Source organism: Rubrivivax sp. A210 (genome assembly GCF_904426505.1).
In the GTDB taxonomy this organism is placed as follows: Bacteria; Pseudomonadota; Gammaproteobacteria; order Burkholderiales; family Burkholderiaceae_C; genus Rubrivivax.
Window position 1 is genome coordinate 31,520 of sequence record NZ_CAJGBN010000011.1, and the last position, 18,971, is coordinate 50,490.

Sequence of the window (18,971 nt, forward strand, 5' to 3'; positions counted from 1 at the left end):
GGGGGGCCGACTTCCCTGCGGTGCTCGGGCCCGTGGCCCCGCCGCAAAACTCGCTGCGCTCACTGCGTTCGCTACGCTCAGACAGTTGCGGCGAGTCAGTCCACGATGCTCGCTGCGCTCGCGGCCACGGGCCCTGCGCTCCTCGGCGCCCCGTAGGCGCGCCACAGCCCGCCCGCACCCGCCTTTGCGAGACCGCGGTGGCGTACCGAGCGCCACCCTGCTTGCTGCGCGCCAGGTGGTATTCGGCGGCGGCGCCTTCTGCCGCAGCAGGCGCCGCCGCCGAATGCCGCCTGGCGCGCCGCGCCACCCCAGCTGACCCGCCACCTGTCGCACACCCGACAAACACCACAGCCCCCGGCGTCTGCAACCCATCACCCACAACCCCAATCAAATCAACCACTTGCAGTCAACGCGCCGCATGGCACAGCGCTTGCGAAAGCCTTTGCATCCCAAGCCCTGAACGCCATGCACACCACACCCACCCTGACGATCAACGACACCACGCTGCGCGACGGTGAGCAGACCGCGGGCGTGGCCTTCAGCGATGCCGAGAAGCTGGCCATCGCCCATGCGCTGGACGCCGCCGGCGTGCCCGAGATGGAGGTCGGCATTCCGGTGATGGGCGCGCACGAGAGGGAGCTGATCCGCGCCATCACCGGCTCGGTGCGGCGCGCCCGCACCATGGTCTGGGCGCGCATGGCAGCAAACGACCTGGCCGCTGCGCTGGGCTGCGGCGCTGACACCGTACACCTGGCGATCAGCGTGTCCGACATGCAGATCGAACGCAAGCTTGGCAAGAGCCGCGCCTGGGTGCTGGAGACCATCTCGCGCTACGTGGATCTGGCGGCGGCTGAAGGAAGCGCGGTCAGCGTCGGCTTCGAAGATGCCTCGCGCGCCGACCCCGGCTTCCTGGTGCAGGCGGCCCAGGTGGCGCAGCGCCACGGCGCCATCCGCGTGCGCTATGCCGACACGCTGGGCCTGCTCGACCCCTTTGCCACCCATGCCCGCATCACCGCGCTGAGGCGCGAAACCGACATTGACATCGAGATGCACGCCCACAATGATCTGGGCCTGGCCAATGCCAACACCCTGGCCGCCATGCTGGCCGGTGCCACCCACGCCAGCACCACCGTCAACGGCCTGGGCGAGCGCGCCGGCAACGCGGCACTGGAAGAAGTCGTGATGGCCGCGCGCCATCTCTACGGCGTCGAATGCGGCGTCGATACGACGGCGCTTCCGGCCATCTCGCAGCTCGTCGCGCTGGCCTCGGGGCGGCCGGTGGCGGCGGGCAAGAGCATCGTCGGCGACGCCGTCTTCACCCACGAATCGGGCATCCATGTCGACGGCCTGCTCAAGGACCGCGGCAATTACGAGGCCTTCCAGCCCGAGGAGCTGGGCCGCGAGCATCGCCTGGTGCTGGGCAAGCACTCGGGCGGCCACGGCGTGCGCCACGCCTATGCGCGCCTGGGCCTGACCCTGGGTGAGCGCGAGGTGCAGCCGCTGCTGGACCGCATCCGCGCCCATGTGGTCGACACCAAGCGTGTGCCCAGCGATGCCGAGCTGATGCACTTCTACCTGCAGACCCTGCCGCGCCCGGCCGTGGCCTGCGCCTAAGCCCCCCAAGGAGACGACGATGGAAAGTTTCAGCGAACGCCTCAAGGCCCTGTCCAGCGCCGAGGACTTCATGCATTTCTTCGGCCTGCCCTTTGCCGAGCCGGTGCTGCAGGTGAACCGCCTGCACATCCTCAAGCGCTTCTTCCAGTACCTGCGCCGTGCCGAAGGCCTGGAGACGGCCGACGACGTGGAGCTGTTCCGCCGCTACCGCCAACTGCTGTCCCAGGCCTACCAGGATTTCGTGGTTTCCACGCCGGCCCAGGAGAAGGTCTTCAAGGTCTTCCAGGACGCCGGCGGCACCCAGCATGTGCAACTGGCCAACCTGCGCGACAGCCTGGCCGAACGCCGCCGCGAAGCCCACGCGGCCTGAACACGAGGACATCCCCATGCACATCGTCGTCTGCATCAAGCAGGTGCCGGATTCGGCGCAGATCCGCGTCCACCCGGTCACCAACACCATCATGCGCCAGGGCGTGCCGGCCATCGTCAACCCCTACGACTTGTTCGCGCTGGAAGAGGCGCTGCGCCTGAAAGACCAGTTCGGCGGCCGCGTCACCGCGCTGTGCATGGGCCCGCCGCAGGCCGAGGAAAGCCTGCGCAAGTGCATCAGCTTCGGCGCCACCGACGCGGTGCTGGTCACCGACCGCGCCTTCGCCGGCGCCGACACCCTGGCCACGAGTTATGCGCTGGCCGCGGCCATCCGCAAGATCGGCCAGGAGCAGGCGGTGGACCTGGTCTTCACCGGCAAGCAGACCATCGACGGCGACACCGCCCAGGTCGGCCCCGGCGTGGCCAAGCGCCTGGGCATGAACCTGCTCACCTATGTCAGCAAGATCGTCGAGGTCGATCTCGACGGCCGCACGCTCAAGGTCGAGCGCCGCGCCGAAGGCGGGGTGCAACTGCTGCAGACCACGCTGCCTTCGCTGATCACCATGCTCGACGGCACCAACCAGATGCGCTTCGCCAGCCTGGAAGACATGCTGCGCGCCGGCCGCTTCCCGGTGCGCCGCTGGAGCAAGGAAGACGCCGAGATCGAGGACGTCAGCAAGATCGGCCTCAAGGGCTCGCCCACCGTCGTCAGCAAGGTCTTCGGCCCCACGCCGCGCCAGCAGAAGGTGGACCTGCAGGTGCTGGCCGACAGCAATCTCAATGACGTGACGCTGAACCTGCTGCAAAAGCTGTTCACCACGCACCCGCAGCTCGAAGAAGAGCTGGTCGAACGCCTTTCCGCCTGAAGGAGAACCCGCGATGAGCGAAGCCCCCAAGCCCGCCGCGCCCAAGGCGGCCGGCCGCGCCGGACGCAACACCGAGCTGCCCGAGCACCTGAAGTCCTACAAGGGCATCTGGGTCTTCGTCGAGCACGACCGCGGCCATGTCAACCCGGTGAGCTGGGAGCTGATGGGCGAGGCCCGCAAGCTCGCCGACAAGCTGCAGGTCAGCGTCTCCGGCATCATCCTCGGCGGCCCCGACGAGCCGCTGGACGCCTATGCGAAAGAGGCCTATGCCTATGGTGCCGACCGCTGCTACATCATGCGCGACGCGGTGCTCAAGGGCTACCGCAACGAGCCCTTCACCAAGGGCCTGACCGATCTCGTCAACACCCACCAGCCCGAGATCATGCTGCTGGGCGCCACCGCGATGGGGCGCGACCTCGCCGGCAGCGTGGCCACCACGCTGGGCACCGGCCTCACGGCCGACTGCACCGAGCTCAACATCGACGGCCGGGCTCTCGCCGCCACCCGCCCCACCTTCGGCGGCAGCCTGCTATGTACCATCATGACGCTGGCCTACCGGCCGCAGATGGCCACCGTGAGGCCGCGCGTGATGAGCCTGCCGCGGCGTGACGACGAACGCACGGGTGACGTGGTCGAGATGCCGCTGGGCATGATCGAAACCGACATCGTCACCAAGCTGCTGGCCTACATCCCCGACGCCAACCGCAACACCGTCAACCTGGCCTATGCCGATGTCATCGTCAGCGGCGGCAAGGGCCTGAAGAACGCCGACAACTTCAAGCTCGTGTGGGACCTGGCGCGCGTGCTGGGTGCCGAAGTGGGCGCTACGCGCGCCGTCACCCAGGCCGGCTGGGCCGAGGCCGAGCGCCAGGTGGGCCAGACCGGCAAGACCGTGCGGCCCAAGCTCTACATCGCCGCCGGCATCAGCGGCGCCATCCAGCACCGCGTGGGCATGGAGGGCTCGGACGTCATCGTCGCCATCAACACCGACCCCAATGCGCCCATCTTCGACTTCGCGCATTACGGCATCGTCGGCAACGCCATGCAGGTGCTGCCGGCGCTGACGCAGGCTTTCCGATCGCATCTGGACAAGCGCATCCGCAAGGTTGCCTGAACAAGGGAGACAAGCATGGCCGAAAAATTTGATGCCATCGTCGTCGGTGCCGGCCCCTCGGGCAACACCGCGGCCTACACGCTGGCCAAGGCGGGCCTGAAGGTGCTGCAGATCGAGCGCGGTGAATACCCCGGCAGCAAGAACGTGCAGGGCGCCATCCTCTATGCCGATGCGCTGGAGCGGGTGATCCCCGATTTCCGCGACGACGCGCCGCTGGAGCGCCACATCATCGAGCAGCGTGTCTGGGTGCTGGACGACAACAGCTTCATCGGCACCCACTACCGCAGCGACGACTACAACAAGCCGCCCTACAACCGCTACACCATCATCCGCGCCCAGTTCGACAAGTGGTTCAGTTCCAAGGTGCGCGAGGCCGGCGCGCTGCTGATCTGCGAGACCACGGTGGAAGAACTGCTGATGGACGGCAAGCGCTGCATCGGCGTGCGCTGCGACCGCAAGGGCGGCGAGGTCTATGCCGATGTGGTGATCCTGGCCGACGGCGTCAACTCCACGCTGGCGCGCAAGGCCGGCTTCCACCCGGAACTGGATGCGGGCAATGTGGCGCTGGCGGTCAAGGAAATCCTCTTCATGCCCGAAGAGGTGATCCAGCAGCGCTTCAACATCAAGGGCGAGGAGGGCGTGGTCATCGAGCTGATGGGCACCGTCACCGAAGGCATGGTGGGCACGGGCTTCCTCTACACCAACAAGGATTCGCTCACCATCGGCGTGGGCTGCATGCTGGGCGACTTCAAGGCCAACCCGCTGCGCACCACGCCTTATGCGCTGCTCGAGAAGCTGAAGAAGCACCCCAGCATCGCGCCGCTGATCGAGGGCGGCGAAATGAAGGAATACGCGGCCCACCTGATCCCCGAAGGCGGCTTCCACGCCGTGCCCCAGGTGTACGGCGACGGCTGGATGATCGTCGGCGACAGCGGCGGCTTCGTCAACGCGGTACACCGCGAAGGCAGCAACCTGGCCATGACCACCGGCCGCCTGGCGGCCGAGACGGTGATCGCGGCCAAGGCCGCCGGCCAGGAGATGAGCGCCAAGACCCTGCGCGCCTACAAGGCGGCGCTGGACGAGAGCTTCGTGATGAAGGACTTGCACAAGTACCGCGACATGCCGAAGGTGCTGCACAGCAGCCCGCACTTCTTCACCACCTACCCGTCCCTGGTGACCGGCGCCGCCAAGACCATGTTCACGGTCGATGGCGTGGACAAGAAGACCAAGGAGCGCCAGATCTTCGGCAGCTTCAAGGCCGCGCGCCGCTGGCGCGGGCTGGTCGGTGACGCATTCAAGCTCTGGAGGGCTTTCCGATGATCGCTGTCAATGTGGAAGAAAAGCTCTTCCAGAACCGCTACAAGGTCGACCACGGCCGGCCGCACATCCGCATCAAGGACGCCGACATCTGCACCAACCAGTGCGGCGACCAGAGCTGCACCTATGTCTGCCCGGCCTCCTGCTACAAGGCCGAGGGCAATGGCCGGGTGACGCTGATCACCGACGGCTGCCTGGAATGCGGCAGTTGCCGCGTCATCTGCAACCAGCACATGAACGTCGCGTGGGAATACCCGCGCGGCGGCCACGGCATCCTGTTCAAGTTCGGCTGAGGGCGAAAGCATGGTTACCACCGTCCGCAGCTTTCTCACCCACGCCGTGCAACTCGAACGCGAGGCGGCGCGGCGCTACGAAGAGCTGTCCGCCTCCATGGGCACCGAAGGCAACCGCGAGCTGCAGGCCTTCTTCGGCCGCATGGCGCATTACTCGCGCCTGCACCTGGCCGACGCGGTGGCGCGCGGCGGCTTTCGCGAGCTGCCCACGCTGGCGCCGCACGAGTTCGAATGGCCCGATGGCGTCTCGCCCGAGACCGCCGGCTGGGCCGGCGTCGACGCCCAGATGAGCGCGCTCGATGCGCTGGAGCTGGCGCTGGACGGCGAGCGCAGCGGCCACGCCTATTACGCCGGCATCGCTGCCACCACGCCCGACGCCGAGTTGCGCGCCATGGCCGCCGAGTTCGCCGAGGAAGAGGCCGACCATGTGCGCCAGATCGAGAAGCTGATCGCGCAGGCCCGCGTCTAGCGGGCTCACTTCTTGCAAACCTCTCTGGTCAGGAAGGGCCCTGCCTGCAGTTGCCCTCCCTTGGCGCAGCTTTTGCACCGGAACGAGGCCCTCACAAGGGGCCGGCCCCGCAGCAGACCCAGGAGGTGACCCATGTTGGCCCGCACGCGCACCGAACAGCGCTCGCACATCGAGCTGATCACGGTCTACGAGATTTCGCGCATCCTCAGCGCCTCGCTCGACATCGACCGCAATTTCCGCGTCGCCCTGAATGTGCTGTCGACGCACATGGACCTGCCCCGCGCGATGATCGTGCTGCCCGACCGCGAAGCGAGCCAGCTGGTGGTGCACAGCTGGGTCGGTCTCACGCCCGAGCAGGCTGCGCGCGGCCGCTGGAAGTCGGGTGAAGGCGTCGTCGGCCATGTCTATTCCACCGCGATGCCGGCCGCGGTGACCAATGTCGCCGAGGCGCCGGAGTTCATCGACCGCACCGGCGGTTTCGGTCCGCAGCAAGGGCAGTTGCTGGCCATGGTGGCGGTGCCGCTGAAGACCGATCGCCATGTGCTGGGCGTGCTGGCGGCGCAGCGCGACGTGCGCGACGGCGCCCGCCTGTCCGATGACCAGCGACTGATGACCATGGTGGCCTCGCTGCTGGCCCAGGCAGCCCAGCTGCAGGCGGCGGTGCGCGATGAACACCAGCGCCTCCAGCTCGAGGCTTCGCGGTTGCAGAAGGCGCTGCAGCGCGTGCCACGTGGCCGTTATGCGCTGGACAACGTGATCGGCGAGTCCAAGCCCATGCAGCAGGTCTTCACCGAGGTGCATCAGGCCGCGCCCTCGCGCGCCACCGTGCTGCTGCGCGGCGAGAGCGGCACCGGCAAGGAGGCCATCGCACGCGCCATCCACTACCTGTCGCCGCGCAAGGACGGCGCCTTCATCAAGGTCAACTGCGCGGCGCTCACCGAATCGCTGCTCGAAAGCGAGCTGTTCGGTCACGAGAAGGGCGCCTTCACCGGCGCCGTGGGCGAGCGCAAGGGCCGCTTCGAACTGGCCCATGGCGGCACGCTGTTCCTGGACGAGATCGGCGACATCTCGCCCGGCTTCCAGGCCAAGATGCTGCGCGTGCTGCAGGAGCGCGAGTTCGAGCGCGTGGGCGGCAGCAAGGCGGTGAAGGTGGACGTGCGCCTGATCTGCGCCACCAACCGCGACCTCGAGAAGATGGTGCAGCGCGGCGAGTACCGCGCCGACCTCTACTACCGCATCAACGTGGTCAGCATCTTCCTGCCGCCGTTGCGCGAGCGCCGGGCCGATATTCCGCCCCTGGTGGCCCACTTCGTCGACCGCTTCAACAAGGACAACGCGCGCCAGCTCAAGGTCACGCCCGAGGCGATGAAGGTGCTCAGCTCCTGCTACTGGCCGGGCAATGTGCGCGAGCTGGAAAACTGCATCGAGCGCACCGCCACCATGGTGCGCGACGACACCATCCGCGATGTCGCCTTCGGCTGCAAGCAGGACCGCTGCCTGACCCAGGCCCTGCATTCGCTGGACAAGGAAGACGCGGTCGCCGCCGCCGTGCCGGTCACGATCAGCCCGCCCATCAGCCGCCTGCGCAGCCCGGCGCCCAACCAGCCGGCTCGGCCGCTACCGCCGGCTCAACCGGCACGCGCGGCTGCTTCGGCGGGCTGGCCCGAGGACGAGGGGGACGCGGCCTATGCGGCCCTGGCCGACGAGGACGAGGGTGGCACGGACGGCGTGACCACGATAGGCCCCACCCAGGGCCTGGCCGCCTTTGACCTGCCTGCGGTGCCCGGGGTGCCGCCCGGCAGCGAGCGCGAGCGCCTGATCTGGGCCATGGAGCGTTGCGGCTGGGTGCAGGCCAAGGCGGCCCGCCTGCTGCGGCTGACGCCGCGCCAGATGGGCTATGCGCTGCAGAAGAACCGCATCGAGGTGCGCAAGTTCTGAGCGCCCGCCCCCAGGCGGGGGCGGCCCGGCATCAGAAGTTGAAGCCCACCTTCACGGCCACGGCGGTGTTGTCGAACTGCGCGCCGTCCTTGGCCGAGGTGTCGTGCCAGCGCAGGTCGACGCCGGCATACAGGCGGCCCATGCGCCAGTCGAGCCCGGCCGCGACGCCGCCGCCGTAGACCGTCTTCGACAGGCCGGGGGCGCTGAGCTTCACCGCGGTCAGGCTGGGGCCGGCGCCGATGACGACGTTGCCGCCCAACGGCACGGTGTAGCGCGGGCTCAGTTCGAACTGGGTCGACTCGACGCCGTTCTTGTCGGCGCGTTCCATCTTCAGGTAGGAGCGGATGCGGTTGTCGGGCGACTGGATGAGGCCACAGTTGAAGCTCAGTTCCAGGCCCACGGTGGAGGCGTCGCTGCCACCGTCGGGGCTGACCGAGCCGGCGGTCAGCGCCAGCGTCGGCTCGAGCTTGTGGTTGGGGTCGGTGAAGAGGGGGAACAGGCGCCACGACTGGGCGCTGGCCAGCGTGGTGGTGGCGAGCAGGGCAAGGGCAAGGGCAGACTTCTTGATCGTCATCGGGGGCTCCTGATGGTGAGGGGCGGCGCGGCTTGCGCTGCCGTACCCCATACCGTACCGGCTCCCGGCTGTGCAGCTTGGTGACCGAGGTCACCGACGCACGGATTTCAGCGCGCCACGGTCTTGAACATATTGATGTTGATCGGCAGGTAGCCCAGCCGGGCATACAGGGCCTGGGCACCGCGGTTGTGGCCGAAGACATGCAGGCCTATGCCGGCCAGGCCGGCCGCGCGCACTTTCGCTTCCAGGCTGGTCAGTGCGCGGCTGGCGTGGCCCTGGCGCTGGTGGGCGGGGTGGACGGCGAGGTCATAGACATAGGCCGCAAGCCGGCCCGCGCGCTCCTGCGTTGCCACCCACAGCACGCCCACGGCGGTGGCGCCGTCTTGCCCCACGATCTCGAACAGGAAGTTGTCAGGCGTTGCCAGGCCCTGGGGCAGCAGTTCCAGGAACTCGAGCCCGGCGTTGGCCAGCGCTGCGTCTTCGGCCCACTGGCCGGCCGCGACCTTGTCGCGGGCATAAGCGGCCACGGCTTCGTCGACATAGCTGCTGAAGGCGGCTTCGACCATGGGCCGCAGGACGGCGGTGGCGGCGGCAAGGGTGGATTGCATGCGCCAGTTTGCCATTGCAGGGAGCAGGGCCTGGCGCGGTCCGGGCGGCGCAGAATCGGACGTCCCAGCTTGCCGAGTGCCCCCCCATGTCCGGACCCACCCCCGATTTCTGGCAGGAACGCTTCCAGACCCAGCAGACCCATTGGGACCGTGGCGGTCCCAGTCCGCAGTTGCTGGCCTGGCTGGACAGCGGCGCGCTCCCGCCCTGCCGCATCGCCGTGCCCGGCTGCGGCAGTGGCTGGGAGGTGGCCGAACTCGCCGGTCGCGGCTTCGAGGTGGTGGGTATCGACTACACGGCCGCCGCGGTCGAGAAGGCCCGCGCCCTGTGCCGCGAGCGCGGCGTCGCCGCCGAGATCGTGCAGGCCGATGTGCTGACTTACCGGCCGCCGCGGCCCTTCGACGCCATCTACGAGCAGACCTGTTTGTGCGCCCTCCACCCCGAGCACTGGGCGCGCTATGCCGGCCAGTTGCGCGCCTGGCTCAAGGAGGACGGCGTGCTGTGGGTGCTGTTCCTGCAGATGCTGCGGCCGGCCGCCACCGAGGAGGGTCTGATCCAGGGCCCGCCCTACCACTGCGACATCAATGGCATGCGTGCCCTCTTCCCCGAGGCCGCCTGGACCTGGCCCAAGCCGCCCTATGGCAAGGTGCCCCATCCCAACCTCGTACACGAGCTGGCGGCGCGGCTGGTGCGGCGCTGAGGCCGCCCTCAGGCGTTGGCGATTCGGTGGCCGGGCGCGGCTGCCGTGGCGGCATTGCCGAACAACCCGGGCGGCAGCGTGTCCAGGGGCATCGGTGCCGAATCCGCCTCGGCGTCGGGCGCGGGCAGCGGCGAGGGCAGGGGCTGGCCCAGCGCGATGGGCTCTACCGCCTCCATGGGGGCGACGGGAATGGGCGCCAGCAGGCCGTCCACGCATTCCGACCAGAAGCGATCACCCCATTTCAGCAAGGCCGGATCGGTGGCGATGGCCTTGAAGACGAGGCCGTCGACATCGCCGAAATTGCGGTGGCGCCGCAGCGCCAGCTTCATCAGCACCAGGCCCAGCTCGCGCAGGTTGTCGGCCGTGGCCAGGCGCAGCTCGGGCGGGGCCGGCACCATCACCAGGAACTTCTCGCCATCCTCCTTCCATTCGCCCAGGCGCTGCTGGAAGGAGTGCAGCTCGGCATAGGGGCGCCGCACCAGGCGCAAGGCGGCAAAGCCGAGGTCGCTGCGGTCGAAGACAAGAACGGCGCCCTTGGGAAGCCAGTGACGGCGGGAGGAGCCCATGCGGAACACTCCTGCAGAAGGCGGCCTGCCGCGCCCCCTGAATGTGGATTCAGGGTAACCCAGGCCGCGCTTCCCTGCTGGCCGCGCCTGCTCCCTAAGTTGGTGGGTGCGCGAGGGCGACGGCACGGCACACTGAGGCAGGCCAGCCCTCGAAGCCACCATGGATGCACAGCATTTCAAGCAACTTGTTACGCGCCTGGAACAGGAGAGCGCCGCCAACCCGGTGGGCTATCGTGCCCGCGTGGTGGCGCTCACGCTGCTGGGCTTTGCCATCCTGGCGCTGCTCTTCGGCGTCGTCGGCTTCGGCCTGCTGGTGCTGGCGGGCATTGCCGTGGCCATTGTCTTCAGCGGTGGCGCGGCGCTGCTGCTCTTGCTCAAGCTGGGCAAGCTGCTGATCCTGCTGGCCATTCCGCTGTGGTATCTCGTGAAGGCCGGCCTGCGTGCGCTCTTCGTGCGCCTGCCGCGGCCGCAGGGGCGCGCGATCACCGCGGCCGAGGCGCCCGCGCTCTTCGCCGAGCTGGACCGCATGCGGGCGCAGATGCGCGGCCCGCGCTTCCACCATGTGCTGGTGGTGGACGAGGTCAACGCCGCCGTCTCCCAGCACCCGGCCTTCGGCCTCGTGGGCTTCAACCGCAACTACCTGCTGCTGGGCCTGCCGCTGCTGGAAAGCCTGCCGGCCGAAGAGGCGCTGGCCGTGGTGGCCCATGAATACGGTCACCTCGCCGGCTCGCACGGCCGCTTCTCGGCCTACATCTACCGCCTGCGCCACACCTGGGGTACGGTGCAGGCCTATACCGACCACATCCAGGGCTGGCTGGGCCGCCTGGTGGCGCCGCTGGTGCGCTGGTATGCGCCTTACTTCAACGCCTACACCTTTGTGCTGGCGCGGGCCGACGAATACCAGGCCGATGCCGCCTCGGCGCAGCTGGTGGGCGGGGCCCATGCCGCCCATGCCCTCAAGCGCGTCAACGTGGTGGGCCCGCGCCACCAGCGCTTCATGGCGCAGACCTTCGAACGCATCGTGGTCGATGCCGCGCCGCCGGCCGACCTGATGCAGCGTTGGGCGCAAGAGAGCGCGCAGCCGCCGGCCCGCCCCGACGCCGAGCGCTGGCTGGGCCAGGCGCTGGACCGCGAAGGCCATTACACCGACAGCCATCCCACGCTGCGTGCCCGCCTCGCGGCCCTGCGCACGCCACCCGGGCAGTTGCAGGAGCCGCCGCCGCCGCTGCAGGGCGTCTCGGCCGCCGAGGCCTGGCTGGGCCCGCTGGTGGAGCGCCTGCGCGCCGAATTCCAGGCCCGCTGGGCCGAGCAGGTGGCCACGCCCTGGGCCGAGCGCCACGAGCAGGCACGCCAGCAGCGCCTGCGCCTCGATGCGCTGCGCGCGCAGGCCGGGCGCACGGCCGATGAAGAGATCGAGCTGCACCGGCTGACGTTGAGGCTGGAGCCCGAGGTCGACCTGCGCGAGGCCCTGGCCGCCTTCAATGCCGCCCACCCCGGCCATGCGCTGGGTCTCTTCATCCATGGCCAGGTGCTGCTGGACAAGGGCGACGCCGCGGGCCTCGCCTTGCTGGACCGCGCCTGCGAGCTGGACCCCGAGGCCACCAAGCCGGCCTGCCAGCGCGCCGTCGATTTCCTGCTCGAGGCGCGGCGCAAGGACGAGGCCGATGCCTACATCGAACGCTGGCGCGCCCGCGATGCGCTGGAGGCCGAGCGTGTACGCCAGCTGGAGCAACTGGACGCCAAGGACAGCTTCGCCGCCCACGGCCTGGACGACGAGATGCTGGCCGCCATCAAGGCCCTGCTGGCCGGCAAGGCGCGCGACTCCATCGCCGAGGTCTACATTGCCCGCCGCCCGATACCGGCTGACGCCCAGGCGCTGCAGTGGGTGGCAGGCCTGCGCCTGAGCTGGTGGGGGCGGCGCCGCGGCAAGCAGGCCGCGGTGGTGCAGCGCCTGGCCCAGCTGGAATGGCCGCTGCCGCTGGTCTTCGTCACGCTGGACGGCCGCTTCGCGCCCTGGCTGAAGAAGCTGCGTGCCTTGCCGGGTGCGCGTCTGCTCTGAGAGCCGCCATGCTGCGCCTCCGGCGCGTTCCCGGGCCTTCGATCCGCGGTGCCTGGTCGGGCTGGCGAGAATCGGCCTCGCTCTCAACGGAACGCGCATGCCCAATGCCTCGAATCCGCCGCCCGCCGGGCTCTCGCCCCGCGCGGTGGTCACCGCGGTCTTCTTTTCCTACGCCATAGGCCTGGGCCTCTGGGCCGGGTCCATCCCGGCGCTGAGCCTGCACACCGGCCTGGGCGTCGCGGCGCTGGGCCTGGCGCTCACGCTGCACACGGGTGCCTATATCGCCGCAATGGCCGGCGGCGGCCAGCTGGCCCGCATCGTGCCCCCGCGGCGCCTGATGCTGATGGCGCTGGCGGCCAACCTGCCTTGCTACGCCGTCTTGTTCACCGCCGACACGCCGGCGGTGCTGATGGCGGCCCTGGCCTTGCTGGGCCTGGGCCTGGGCCTGCTGGACCTGGCGATGAACACCGAAGGCACGGCCGTCGAGCGCGATCTGGGGCGGCCGGTGCTGCTGGCCATGCACGCCGCCGCCTCGGCCGCCTTCGCGCTGGGCGCGCTGGGCGGCAGCCTGATCGCCAGCCGGGCCGGGCCGGGCTGGTGCGCCGTGCTCGTGCTGGGCGTCACGCTGCCGGTGGCCTTGGCGGTCTGCAGGCTGGGCCCGCGTGCCCAGGCTCGGGTGGCGCCGCTGGCCGTGCCGTCGCGCGGCTTTGGTGCGCGCACGGGGGTGGCGCGCATCGGCATCGTGCTCGGGCTCACCATCGCCGCCGAAATGGCGGCGCAGATGTTTTCGGCGCGCTTCCTCGTGAGTCAGGCGGCCGAGCTGGCGGCCTACGCCGGCGCCGGTGCTGCCGTCTTTGCTGGCGTCCAGGCCGTGGTGCGTCTGCTCGGTGACGCGCTGCGCCGCCGCCTGGGTGACCCGCGCGTCATCGTCATCTCGCTGGCGCTGGCGGCGCTGGGCTTCGCCACCGTGGCCACGTCGTCGCAGTTCCCGCAAAGCCTGCTCGGCTTTGCCCTCGTGGGCCTGGGCACGGCCTGCGTCGTGCCCTGCTGCTTTGCCTTGATCGCCCGCGGCGCCGGCGACGGCGCGGCCGCGGCGCTGGGCATGGCCTCGCTGGTGGCCGGTGCCATCCGCCTGCCCACACCCCTGGTGCTGGGCGCCGTGGTCGCGGCCTGGTCCGATGCGCTGGCCTTTGCGGGCATCGCGGGCGGGCTGCTGGTGGCGCTGGTGCTGGCGCGGCGGCCGGGCGGCAACAGGGCTGGCTGAGCCTGGCAGACGGCTGGAAATCCGCCTGAGTCCCGGCCCCGGCCGCCGGGCTGACCAGGATCAAGGTCTTGGCGGGCCGCCAGGCCTAGTCTCGAACTTCACCCCACGCGGACAGGCCCGTCCATGAGCCGGAAAGCGACTCCGGCAGCATTTGGCCGGGGCGCCGCTCGTTGTTTCCTTCTGCTCAGTCCCTTGCAATGGCTGGTGGTGGGAGTGCTGGCGCTCAATCTGCTGGTGGCCCTGCTCGCCGCCACCCACCTGCGCAGTTCCCACCGGGCCGCGCACGAGCGCACTGCAACGGCCACGCGCAACCTGGCGCGCTTGCTCGAACGCGATGTCTCGGCGGCGCTGGACCGCGTGGGCGTGGCGCTGGGCTCAACGTCGCACCAGCTCGAACACCAGCTGGTTGCTGGCACCATCGACCGAGGCAGCCTGTGGGCACTGCTCGACGCCGAGCTGGCGCTGGCGCCAGGGGCGAGCGATCTGGTCGTTTTCGACGCCGAAGGAGCCCAGGTCTGCGGCTTCCCTCGAAGCCGCTGCCGGCACATGAACATTGCCGACCGCGAGCACTTCCTGCGTCATCGCGAACAGCCGACCGACCTGCTGCTCTCCGGCCCGCTGGCCAACCGCATCGACGGCGAGTGGAGCCTGATCCTGTCGCGCGGGCTGCGCCGTCCTGACGGCGGCTTTGCCGGCGTGGCCACGGCGGTCCTGCCCCTGGCGCGTTTCAAGGACTTGTTCGCAAGCCTGGAGCTGGGGGCCAACGGTGCGGTGTCGCTGCGCGGTAGCGACCTCAGGCTGCTGGCGCGCCACCCGGGCCCGCTGCGCATGGCCACCGAGGCCGAGAACCGCAAGGTGTCGCCCCAGCTGGCGGCCGCCGTCGCTGCAAAGCCGGCAGGCGGCACCTATGTGGCCGCCACCGCGATCGATGGCATCGAGCGTGGCAATGCCTACCTGCGCTCCACCAGGTACCCGCTGTACGTGATCGTCGGGCTCGGTACGGCGGACTTTCTGGAGGATTGGCGCAGCGATCTGAAACGGGCACTGGCCATCGGCCTCTTGTTCCTGGCGGCTACCGGGGGCCTGTCGGCGATTGCCTGGACCCACTGGCGCCGCCGCGATGCCTACGAGGCGCGGCTGCGCAGCACGCTCGATGCGCTGACCGAAGGCGTCGTCTTCCAGCGGCAGGGCGGCCGCATCGTCGATGCCAACCCGGCGGCCGAGCGCATCCTCGGCCTCAGCCGCGACCAGCTGCTGGGCCTGAGCTCGCTTGACCCGCGCTGGCTGGCGGTGGACGGGCAGGGGGCATCGCTGGCGGGCGATCGGCATCCGGCCATGCTCACGCTGAGCAGCGGGGCGCCCCAGCACCAGTTCATCATGGGCGTCAGGCTGCCCGGCGGCGACACCCGCTGGCTCAGCGTCAACACCTGCGCCGTGGGCAAAATTGACAGTGGCGGGGCACCGGCCGCCGTGGTGGCCTCATTCACCGACATCACCGCCAGCCGGCTCGCCGAGGGCCGGCTGCGCGACAGCGAGGCGCAGCTGCGCAGGATGAACAAGGACTTCGTCACCTTGCTGGAGTCGACGTCCGACTTCATCTACTTCAAGGACCAGGACAGCCGCATCCGCTTCTGCAGCCAGACCCTGGCGCGCATCACCGGCCATGCCAGTTGGCGCGACATGCTGGGCAAGCACGACCGCGAGATCTTTCCGCCCGCGCTGGCCGCCGTCTACGAGATGGAGGAGGCGGCGGTCTTCGAGGAAGGCGTGGCGGTGCTCAACCGTGTCGACCCGTATGTCGACGCAGCCGGCCAGCCGGGCTGGGTCAACACCAACAAGTGGCCGGTCTTCGGCGACGACGGCCGCAGCGTGGTCGGCATCTTCGGCATCAGCCGCGTCGTCACCGAGCAGAAGCGGCTCGAGGACGAACTGCGCCGCCTGGCCGCCACCGATGCCCTGACCGGCGTGGCCTCGCGGCGCAGCTTGCTGGAATCCGTGCAGCTGGAGCTGGCCCGGCTGGCCTGCCAGGCAGCCCAATCGTCCTCGGTGCTGATGTTCGATCTCGACCATTTCAAGGCGGTCAACGACCGCCACGGCCACGCCACCGGCGATGCGGTGCTGCGTCACGTTGCCGGCCTGGCCGCGCAGGTGGCGCGCCCGGCGGACACCCTGGGCCGCCTGGGTGGCGAGGAGTTCGCGATGCTGCTGGCCGGCAGCGGCCTGGCCGATGCGAGGGTCATTGCCGAGCGGCTGAGAAGCCGCATTGCCCAAACCCCCCTGCAACTGGGCGGCCTCGGGGTCGGCATCACCGTGAGCATCGGCGTCACCGCGCTCGACGCCGCGGACGCCACGCCGGAGCAGGTGCTGGCACGCGCCGACCAGGCGATGTACCGCGCCAAGCGCCTGGGCCGCAACCGGGTCGACGCAGAGCCGGCGCTGGCGGGCTGATCAGAGCCGGGGCTGCCCCGCCAGCGGCAGCGCCGACACCACCAGCAGGCGCAGGGGCCGGGCATAGGCCGGGCTGGCGGCACGCAGCGTGGCCAGCAGGGCTGCGGCGATGGCAGGCTCGGGCTCGTTGGCCAGCAGCAGCGTCACTCGGCGCGGCCGGAAAGCGGCCGCGGCCTGCAGCGGGCCAGCGCGCCACCAGCCGCAGTCCCAGGGGGCCTCGGGCCCCAGGCGGTGCCCGGGCATTTGCTCCTGCACCAGGAGCTGCAGCCGCCAGGCCAGGCCGCGCCAGCGGCCCAGGCGCGCGAGTTCGTGGCTGCCATCCAGCGCGCAGGCCACGCCGTCCAGGCCCGCGTGCGGCGCGATGCTGGCGGCGCCGAAGGCTTCGGCGGCGTGCGCGCCCGCCTCGCACCAGGCGCGCAAGCGGGCGAGCAGGGCCGGGTCGGCCAGCGGTTGTGGGGCGGGCGGACGCATCAGGGCAAGATCGAAGCGGCGGGGCATGGGCGTGGGTTCGGGCGGAATGGATGACGGCAGGCTTGCCGTGCTGGGGCTGCGAGTCTCGCCGACTCGGTGCCAGCGGCGGCGCCCTCAGGCACCAGGGCCCATGACCCGCATGCGCAACGCTCGCGCTGTCGGCCTGTTGCTATGATGAATTTCTGCCTTCACGCTCATTCATGCCCTGGGTCTCGCCGTCGCCGAAGGCGTTGCTTGGCGGTGCTCGAAGCCTCATTCGTGCAGGCGTTTTGCGCACGACACGCAACCCCCTGCCGCATGACCGCCACGACAAGCCAGGCCCCCATCGGCATCTTCGACTCCGGCGTCGGCGGCCTGTCCGTGCTCGCCGCGCTGCGCGAGGCCATGCCTGCCGAGGATTTCGTCTACGTGGCGGATTCCGGAAATGCGCCCTATGGCGACCAGGAACCGGAATTCATCGAGGCACGGGCGTTCGCGGTTTTCGAGTTCCTGCTGAAGATGGGAGCAAGGGCCGTCGTCATCGCCTGCAACACCGCCACCGCGGTGGCCGTACACAGGCTCAGGGCCGCATTCGCGGTTCCCATCGTGGCCATGGAGCCCGCCATCAAGCCCGCCGTCGCCATGTCCAGATCGCGGGTTGTGGGCGTCCTGGCCACGAGCCGGACCCTGGAGAGCCCGGCCGTGGCGCAGCTTTGCCGCGTATACGGTGCTGGCGCCAGGATCCTTCTCCAGCCCTGCCCGGGGCTCGTCGAGCGGATAGAAGCGGGCGATCTCGAGGGCGAATCGACGCGCAGCCTGTTGAGGCGGTACATCACCCCGCTGCTCGCCGAAGGCGCCGACACCCTGGTGCTGGGGTGTACCCACTACCCCTTCCTCACGCCGCAGATTCGCGCGATCGCCGGCCCCGAGGTTCAGGTCATCGAACCTTCGGCCGCGGTGGCCCGGCAATTGAAGCGGCTCATGGCGGAAAACTCGGATGCGGCCGAAAGCGGCGCCAGGGGCCGCGTGCAGTTCTTCACCTCGGGCCGCACCGACGCCGTGCAAGCCGTCATCACGGCCCTGTGGCGCCAGCCTGTCGATGTGCAGCGCCTGCCCTGTTCGGGCGGCGAATCCGGTGCTGCTGAATCGAAGGCCTGATGCCGTGCAAGCGGCAGGGTACCGGGCCCGGACAGGAAAAAGGCCTTGTGTGACAAGGCCTTGGTGTGTGTGGTGGAGAGGAGGAGGATCGAACTCCCGACCTCCGCATTGCGAACGCGGCGCTCTCCCAGCTGAGCTACCCCCCCCACGCGAGCCCGCAAGTTTAGCACTGCCGTGAGGGCCCCCCGGCTTGACGCGCCTCGCGTTTAACATCGCCGCGCCTCAGACCCCCGGAGACCGCCGATGCGCAACCGACTCGATCCGCCATGGCTGGACGCCCAGTACAACAACCGCGCCCTCGTGCCCAACCACGCGCATCTGCTGGACAACTGGGCGCGCGCCTCGGCGGCGGCGCGCGCCGGCTCGCCGGCTGCGTTGCTCGATGTGCGCTACGGCGACGAGCAGGGGCAGACGCTGGATCTGTTTCCGGCCCTCGCGCCGCGCACGCAGCCCGCGCCAGTGCTGATCTACATCCATGGCGGCTACTGGCGCGCGCTCGACAAGTCCGATCATTCCTTCGTCGCGCCCGCCTTCAACGCCGATGGCGCGATGGTGGTGGTGCCGAACTACGCGCTCTGTCCCGCCGTGAGCATCGAGCAGATCGTGCTGCAGCTGGTGCAGGCCGTTGCTTGGGTCTGGCGCCATGCTGCTGCCCATGGCGGCGACCCATCGTGCATCGCGCTGGCCGGGCATTCAGCCGGCGGCCATCTGGCGACCATGCTGCTGAGCTGCCGCTGGAAGGAAGTGGCCGACGACCTGCCGACCCAGCCGGTGACTGGCGCGCTGGCGATCTCGGGCCTCTACGACCTGGAGCCGCTGCGCCACACGCCCTTTCTGCAGGCAGATCTTCAGCTCACGCCGGCTGCGGTGGCGCGGCTGAGCCCGGCCTTCTTCCCGCGGCCCAAGGGCGCCAAGCTCTACACCGCCGTGGGGCTGGACGAGAGCGAGGAATTCCAGCGCCAGAACCGCCTGATCCGCGATGTCTGGGGCCCTACGGCGGTGCCGGTGTGCGAGAGCCTGGCGGGGGCCAACCACTTCACCGTGCTGCAGAGCCTGGCCGATCCCGCCGGCCGGCTGCACGAACTGGCCCTGCGCCTGCTGCAACTGCACTGACACGCCAGGCCACGGCACCGGCAGCCTGACCCCGAGGCCCGCACAGCTGCCGG

At 69.8% G+C, this 18,971-nt stretch carries 18 protein-coding genes and 1 tRNA gene; 14 read left to right on the forward strand and 5 right to left on the reverse strand.

Features of this window, described 5'->3' with window-relative positions; genetic code table 11:
* The first annotated feature begins 465 nt into the window (after window positions 1-465).
* From nifV to nifA, 8 genes are all read left to right on the forward strand, one after another.
* Complete coding sequence (gene nifV, locus JMV16_RS08405; protein ID WP_201493807.1) at window positions 466-1,614, forward strand: homocitrate synthase; 1,149 nt, start codon at window positions 466-468, stop codon at window positions 1,612-1,614.
* A gap of 19 nt (window positions 1,615-1,633) precedes the next feature.
* The gene (nifW, locus tag JMV16_RS08410) at window positions 1,634-1,984 is read left to right on the forward strand and encodes a nitrogenase stabilizing/protective protein NifW (protein WP_201493808.1); all 351 of its coding nucleotides are present in this window, start codon (window positions 1,634-1,636) and stop codon (window positions 1,982-1,984) included.
* A gap of 16 nt (window positions 1,985-2,000) precedes the next feature.
* Window positions 2,001-2,849, forward strand: coding sequence for an electron transfer flavoprotein subunit beta/FixA family protein (locus JMV16_RS08415; protein ID WP_201493809.1), 849 nt, complete (start codon window positions 2,001-2,003; stop codon window positions 2,847-2,849).
* Between the two features lie 13 nt (window positions 2,850-2,862).
* Window positions 2,863-3,963: an electron transfer flavoprotein subunit alpha/FixB family protein gene (locus JMV16_RS08420; protein WP_201493810.1), complete on the forward strand. Its 1,101-nt coding sequence runs from the start codon at window positions 2,863-2,865 to the stop codon at window positions 3,961-3,963.
* A gap of 15 nt (window positions 3,964-3,978) precedes the next feature.
* Window positions 3,979-5,283 carry an FAD-dependent oxidoreductase gene (locus JMV16_RS08425; RefSeq protein WP_201493811.1) on the forward strand — a complete coding sequence of 435 codons (1,305 nt, stop codon included), beginning with the start codon at window positions 3,979-3,981 and terminating at the stop codon, window positions 5,281-5,283.
* The gene (locus tag JMV16_RS08430; protein WP_201493812.1) at window positions 5,280-5,573 is read left to right on the forward strand and encodes a ferredoxin family protein; all 294 of its coding nucleotides are present in this window, start codon (window positions 5,280-5,282) and stop codon (window positions 5,571-5,573) included. The genes JMV16_RS08425 and JMV16_RS08430 overlap by 4 nt, the downstream gene beginning before the upstream one ends.
* A gap of 10 nt (window positions 5,574-5,583) precedes the next feature.
* Window positions 5,584-6,042: a ferritin-like domain-containing protein gene (locus tag JMV16_RS08435; protein ID WP_201493813.1), complete on the forward strand. Its 459-nt coding sequence runs from the start codon at window positions 5,584-5,586 to the stop codon at window positions 6,040-6,042.
* A gap of 132 nt (window positions 6,043-6,174) precedes the next feature.
* Entirely contained in the window at window positions 6,175-7,980 is a 1,806-nt protein-coding gene (gene nifA / locus JMV16_RS08440) for a nif-specific transcriptional activator NifA (RefSeq protein WP_201493814.1), read from the forward strand.
* 31 nt (window positions 7,981-8,011) lie between these two features.
* Here nifA and JMV16_RS08445 read toward each other — a convergent pair whose 3' ends face one another.
* On the reverse strand, window positions 8,012-8,554 hold the full coding sequence (locus JMV16_RS08445) for a hypothetical protein (RefSeq protein ID WP_201493815.1): 543 nt from the start codon (window positions 8,552-8,554) through the stop codon (window positions 8,012-8,014).
* Window positions 8,555-8,661: 107 nt separating this feature from the next.
* On the reverse strand, window positions 8,662-9,162 hold the full coding sequence (locus JMV16_RS08450) for a GNAT family N-acetyltransferase (RefSeq protein WP_201493816.1): 501 nt from the start codon (window positions 9,160-9,162) through the stop codon (window positions 8,662-8,664).
* 86 nt (window positions 9,163-9,248) lie between these two features.
* On the opposite strand from JMV16_RS08450, the gene JMV16_RS08455 reads away from it, so the two are divergent.
* The gene (locus JMV16_RS08455) at window positions 9,249-9,860 is read left to right on the forward strand and encodes a methyltransferase domain-containing protein (protein WP_201493817.1); all 612 of its coding nucleotides are present in this window, start codon (window positions 9,249-9,251) and stop codon (window positions 9,858-9,860) included.
* 8 nt (window positions 9,861-9,868) lie between these two features.
* Here the strand turns inward: JMV16_RS08455 and JMV16_RS08460 are convergent, their stop codons facing one another.
* Window positions 9,869-10,426: a hypothetical protein gene (locus JMV16_RS08460; protein WP_201493818.1), complete on the reverse strand. Its 558-nt coding sequence runs from the start codon at window positions 10,424-10,426 to the stop codon at window positions 9,869-9,871.
* Between the two features lie 160 nt (window positions 10,427-10,586).
* On the opposite strand from JMV16_RS08460, the gene JMV16_RS08465 reads away from it, so the two are divergent.
* From JMV16_RS08465 to JMV16_RS08475, 3 genes are all read left to right on the forward strand, one after another.
* The gene (locus JMV16_RS08465; protein ID WP_201493819.1) at window positions 10,587-12,485 is read left to right on the forward strand and encodes a M48 family metallopeptidase; all 1,899 of its coding nucleotides are present in this window, start codon (window positions 10,587-10,589) and stop codon (window positions 12,483-12,485) included.
* A 97-nt stretch (window positions 12,486-12,582) separates the two neighbouring features.
* Entirely contained in the window at window positions 12,583-13,749 is a 1,167-nt protein-coding gene (locus JMV16_RS08470; RefSeq protein WP_201493820.1) for a hypothetical protein, read from the forward strand.
* A gap of 192 nt (window positions 13,750-13,941) precedes the next feature.
* Window positions 13,942-16,197: a diguanylate cyclase gene (locus tag JMV16_RS08475; RefSeq protein ID WP_201493821.1), complete on the forward strand. Its 2,256-nt coding sequence runs from the start codon at window positions 13,942-13,944 to the stop codon at window positions 16,195-16,197.
* Here JMV16_RS08475 and JMV16_RS08480 read toward each other — a convergent pair whose 3' ends face one another.
* Window positions 16,198-16,695: a hypothetical protein gene (locus JMV16_RS08480; RefSeq protein WP_201493822.1), complete on the reverse strand. Its 498-nt coding sequence runs from the start codon at window positions 16,693-16,695 to the stop codon at window positions 16,198-16,200.
* A gap of 270 nt (window positions 16,696-16,965) precedes the next feature.
* Between JMV16_RS08480 and murI the strand changes: the two genes are divergently transcribed.
* Window positions 16,966-17,805: a glutamate racemase gene (gene murI / locus JMV16_RS08485; protein ID WP_201493823.1), complete on the forward strand. Its 840-nt coding sequence runs from the start codon at window positions 16,966-16,968 to the stop codon at window positions 17,803-17,805.
* Window positions 17,806-17,875: 70 nt separating this feature from the next.
* Here murI and JMV16_RS08490 read toward each other — a convergent pair.
* Window positions 17,876-17,951 (reverse strand) — tRNA-Ala (locus JMV16_RS08490).
* A gap of 97 nt (window positions 17,952-18,048) precedes the next feature.
* Between JMV16_RS08490 and JMV16_RS08495 the strand changes: the two genes are divergently transcribed.
* Window positions 18,049-18,918, forward strand: coding sequence for an alpha/beta hydrolase (locus JMV16_RS08495; protein WP_201493824.1), 870 nt, complete (start codon window positions 18,049-18,051; stop codon window positions 18,916-18,918).
* Window positions 18,919-18,971: the final 53 nt, after the last annotated feature.

Bases quoted from the DNA above. Each gene is read 5' to 3' on its own strand.
- JMV16_RS08455 (WP_201493817.1), top strand. From the start codon at position 9,249: ATGTCCGGACCCACCCCCGATTTCTGGCAGGAACGCTTCCAGACCCAG.
- JMV16_RS08480 (WP_201493822.1), bottom strand. From the start codon at position 16,695: ATGCCCCGCCGCTTCGATCTTGCCCTGATGCGTCCGCCCGCCCCACAA.
- JMV16_RS08460 (WP_201493818.1), bottom strand. From the start codon at position 10,426: ATGGGCTCCTCCCGCCGTCACTGGCTTCCCAAGGGCGCCGTTCTTGTC.
- JMV16_RS08420 (WP_201493810.1), top strand. From the start codon at position 2,863: ATGAGCGAAGCCCCCAAGCCCGCCGCGCCCAAGGCGGCCGGCCGCGCC.
- nifV (WP_201493807.1), top strand. From the start codon at position 466: ATGCACACCACACCCACCCTGACGATCAACGACACCACGCTGCGCGAC.
- JMV16_RS08425 (WP_201493811.1), top strand. From the start codon at position 3,979: ATGGCCGAAAAATTTGATGCCATCGTCGTCGGTGCCGGCCCCTCGGGC.
- nifW (WP_201493808.1), top strand. From the start codon at position 1,634: ATGGAAAGTTTCAGCGAACGCCTCAAGGCCCTGTCCAGCGCCGAGGAC.
- JMV16_RS08495 (WP_201493824.1), top strand. From the start codon at position 18,049: ATGCGCAACCGACTCGATCCGCCATGGCTGGACGCCCAGTACAACAAC.
- JMV16_RS08430 (WP_201493812.1), top strand. From the start codon at position 5,280: ATGATCGCTGTCAATGTGGAAGAAAAGCTCTTCCAGAACCGCTACAAG.
- JMV16_RS08465 (WP_201493819.1), top strand. From the start codon at position 10,587: ATGGATGCACAGCATTTCAAGCAACTTGTTACGCGCCTGGAACAGGAG.
- JMV16_RS08450 (WP_201493816.1), bottom strand. From the start codon at position 9,162: ATGCAATCCACCCTTGCCGCCGCCACCGCCGTCCTGCGGCCCATGGTC.
- JMV16_RS08470 (WP_201493820.1), top strand. From the start codon at position 12,583: ATGCCCAATGCCTCGAATCCGCCGCCCGCCGGGCTCTCGCCCCGCGCG.
- nifA (WP_201493814.1), top strand. From the start codon at position 6,175: ATGTTGGCCCGCACGCGCACCGAACAGCGCTCGCACATCGAGCTGATC.
- JMV16_RS08435 (WP_201493813.1), top strand. From the start codon at position 5,584: ATGGTTACCACCGTCCGCAGCTTTCTCACCCACGCCGTGCAACTCGAA.
- murI (WP_201493823.1), top strand. From the start codon at position 16,966: ATGACCGCCACGACAAGCCAGGCCCCCATCGGCATCTTCGACTCCGGC.
- JMV16_RS08415 (WP_201493809.1), top strand. From the start codon at position 2,001: ATGCACATCGTCGTCTGCATCAAGCAGGTGCCGGATTCGGCGCAGATC.
- JMV16_RS08445 (WP_201493815.1), bottom strand. From the start codon at position 8,554: ATGACGATCAAGAAGTCTGCCCTTGCCCTTGCCCTGCTCGCCACCACC.